The sequence below is a fragment of the Lysobacter xanthus genome, from assembly GCF_047159895.1.
The window spans coordinates 1-1,949 of sequence record NZ_BAAGAB020000142.1 but is presented as its reverse complement, the minus strand read 5'-3'; the positions used below and the strand labels follow the sequence as shown (position 1 = coordinate 1,949).

At 72.2% G+C, this 1,949-nt stretch carries 3 protein-coding genes; all 3 read left to right on the top strand.

What is annotated here, in order from left to right; translation table 11 throughout:
* Positions 1–126: 126 nt before the first annotated feature.
* Entirely contained in the window at positions 127–903 is a 777-nt protein-coding gene (locus tag ACY35P_RS15515) for a helix-turn-helix domain-containing protein (RefSeq protein WP_462116735.1), read from the top strand.
* 86 nt (positions 904–989) lie between these two features.
* Entirely contained in the window at positions 990–1,610 is a 621-nt protein-coding gene (locus tag ACY35P_RS15510) for a YfgM family protein (protein ID WP_462116734.1), read from the top strand.
* 11 nt (positions 1,611–1,621) lie between these two features.
* Positions 1,622–1,949 (top strand): outer membrane protein assembly factor BamB family protein (locus ACY35P_RS15505; protein ID WP_462116733.1); only part of this gene is annotated, 328 nt, incomplete at its 3' end.

Genomic DNA, 1,949 nt, shown 5'->3' with positions numbered 1-1,949 from the left:
CCCGGAAACTCTGCTGCTGGCGTCACAGATCGAGACATCGCTCGGCGACACGGCCGCTGCCGCGCGCTACGTTGCTCGCCTGCGGACGGAGTTTCCCCCGGACTCCCGTCCCAGTGGGGATCAACAATGACGATTGCGCACTCCGCCGGTGCTGCCGCCGGCGAGCGTTTGAAGCGGGCGCGTGAAGCGGCCGCGATCAGCCTGGCCGATGCCTCGGCCCGGCTCCGCCTGCCGGTCCGTACGCTCGCCGCCCTCGAAGCGGGCGAGTGGGAGCCGTTGGGGCCGCCCGTCTTCGTTCGGGGCCAGGCGCGCAGCTACGCGCGCCTGCTCGGCATCAACCTCGACGACGAGGCGCTGCCGAGCCCGTTCACGACGACCCAGATCCCGAGCCTCGTCAGCCATGCGCATGTCCCGCGCTATCGCTGGGTGGCCGAGAACCTCGCGCGTCGAGCGGTCTACATCGTGCTCACCGCCTCGCTCGTCGTTCCCGTATGGCTCGCCACGCGCGGCCACGACGGCGGCGCGGCGATCGCGTCCCTGGACGTCATGCCCGGCCAGGCCTCCGCGCAGCAGGCCGACGAACGCGTGCCGATGGTGGCGTCGATCGCGTCGCTGCCCGCGGCGCCGCCCACGGCCAGCGCGACGCCCGTGCAGATCCGGTTCAGCGGCGACAGCTGGGTGCAGGTGTTCGACCGCGACGGTGCGATCCTCGAAAAAGGTCTCGTCCGCGCCGGCGAGCAGCGCGGATTCGCCGAGCGCGCAGCACGGCTCGTACTCGGCAACGCGGCCGCGGTCCAGCTGAGCATCCACGGACAGTCCGTGGACCTCGCGCCGTTCACCCGAGCGAACGTCGCGCGCTTTACGTTATCCTCTGACGGTTCCCTCGCGCCGACCGCGAACTGATCCCGCCGCACGGCCGGACGGTCCGGCCGAACCGCGCGAGGCCCAGTCCTCAAGCGGTCCCTGCGCCACGCGCAGGGCGAGACAGCATGGCGATCGACGAACTTCTCGACGAACACGAACAGAGCCGACGCGTCCAGGAATGGCTGCGGCGCAACGGCGGTGGGCTGGTGGGCGGTGTCCTGCTCGGCCTCGCCGCGGTGGGCGGCTGGAAATGGTGGCAGCAGCGCCAGGCCGCCGAGCACATGCGCGAGGCGGACAGCTTCCAGACCGCCGTCGACGCGGTGGAGCGCGACGGGGCGAAGGCGGCGCCGCGCGTGGCCGGTCTCACCGGCACCTACCGCAGCCTGGCCGCCCTCCGCCTCGCGAAGGCGCAGGCCGACGCGAAGGACACGCCGGCGGCGATCGCGACCCTGCGGGGCGCCATGCCTGCGGATGCCGCGCTCAAGTCGGTGTTCGAGCGTCGCATCGCGCAGCTGCAGATCGATTCCGGCAAGGCCGCCGACGCCCTGAAGTCGCTCACGGGCAGCGACCCGGCGACGCTCGAACTCCGCGGTGATGCGCAGGTCGCGCTCGCACAGGCCGACGCGGCGCGCGAGTCGTATCGCAAGGCGCTGGCCGCCACCGACGTGGGCGCGCCGCAGCGTCGCCTGATCGAACTCAAGTACACCCAGGTCGGTGGCGTGCCCGCCCCGTCGCAGACTCCGTGAGGTCGCCCCCGATGATCGTTGACCGTTCCCCGGCTTCGCGCCGACTCGCACGCGTGGCCCTCGTGGCTGCCGCGGTGGTCGCGCTGTCCGGTTGCACCTCCGTCCGCGGCTGGTTTGCCGGCAAGGACTCGAAGAAGGCGGCCAAGCCGACCGAACTGACCACGATCACTCCCACGCTCAACGTCGCGCAGTTGTGGCGCGCCGACGTCGGCGGTGGCGAAGGCCGGCTGGGCCTGCGCCAGGGGCCGGTCGTCGACGGGGGCCGCGTCTATGCGGCCGCGGTGAAGGGCGGCGTCTATGCGCTCGACCTGCAGACCGGCAAGGCGGCCTGGCACTACG

Coding starts and splice junctions, on each gene's coding strand:
- ACY35P_RS15510 (WP_462116734.1), top strand. CDS start 990: ATGGCGATCGACGAACTTCTCGACGAACACGAACAGAGCCGACGCGTC.
- ACY35P_RS15515 (WP_462116735.1), top strand. CDS start 127: ATGACGATTGCGCACTCCGCCGGTGCTGCCGCCGGCGAGCGTTTGAAG.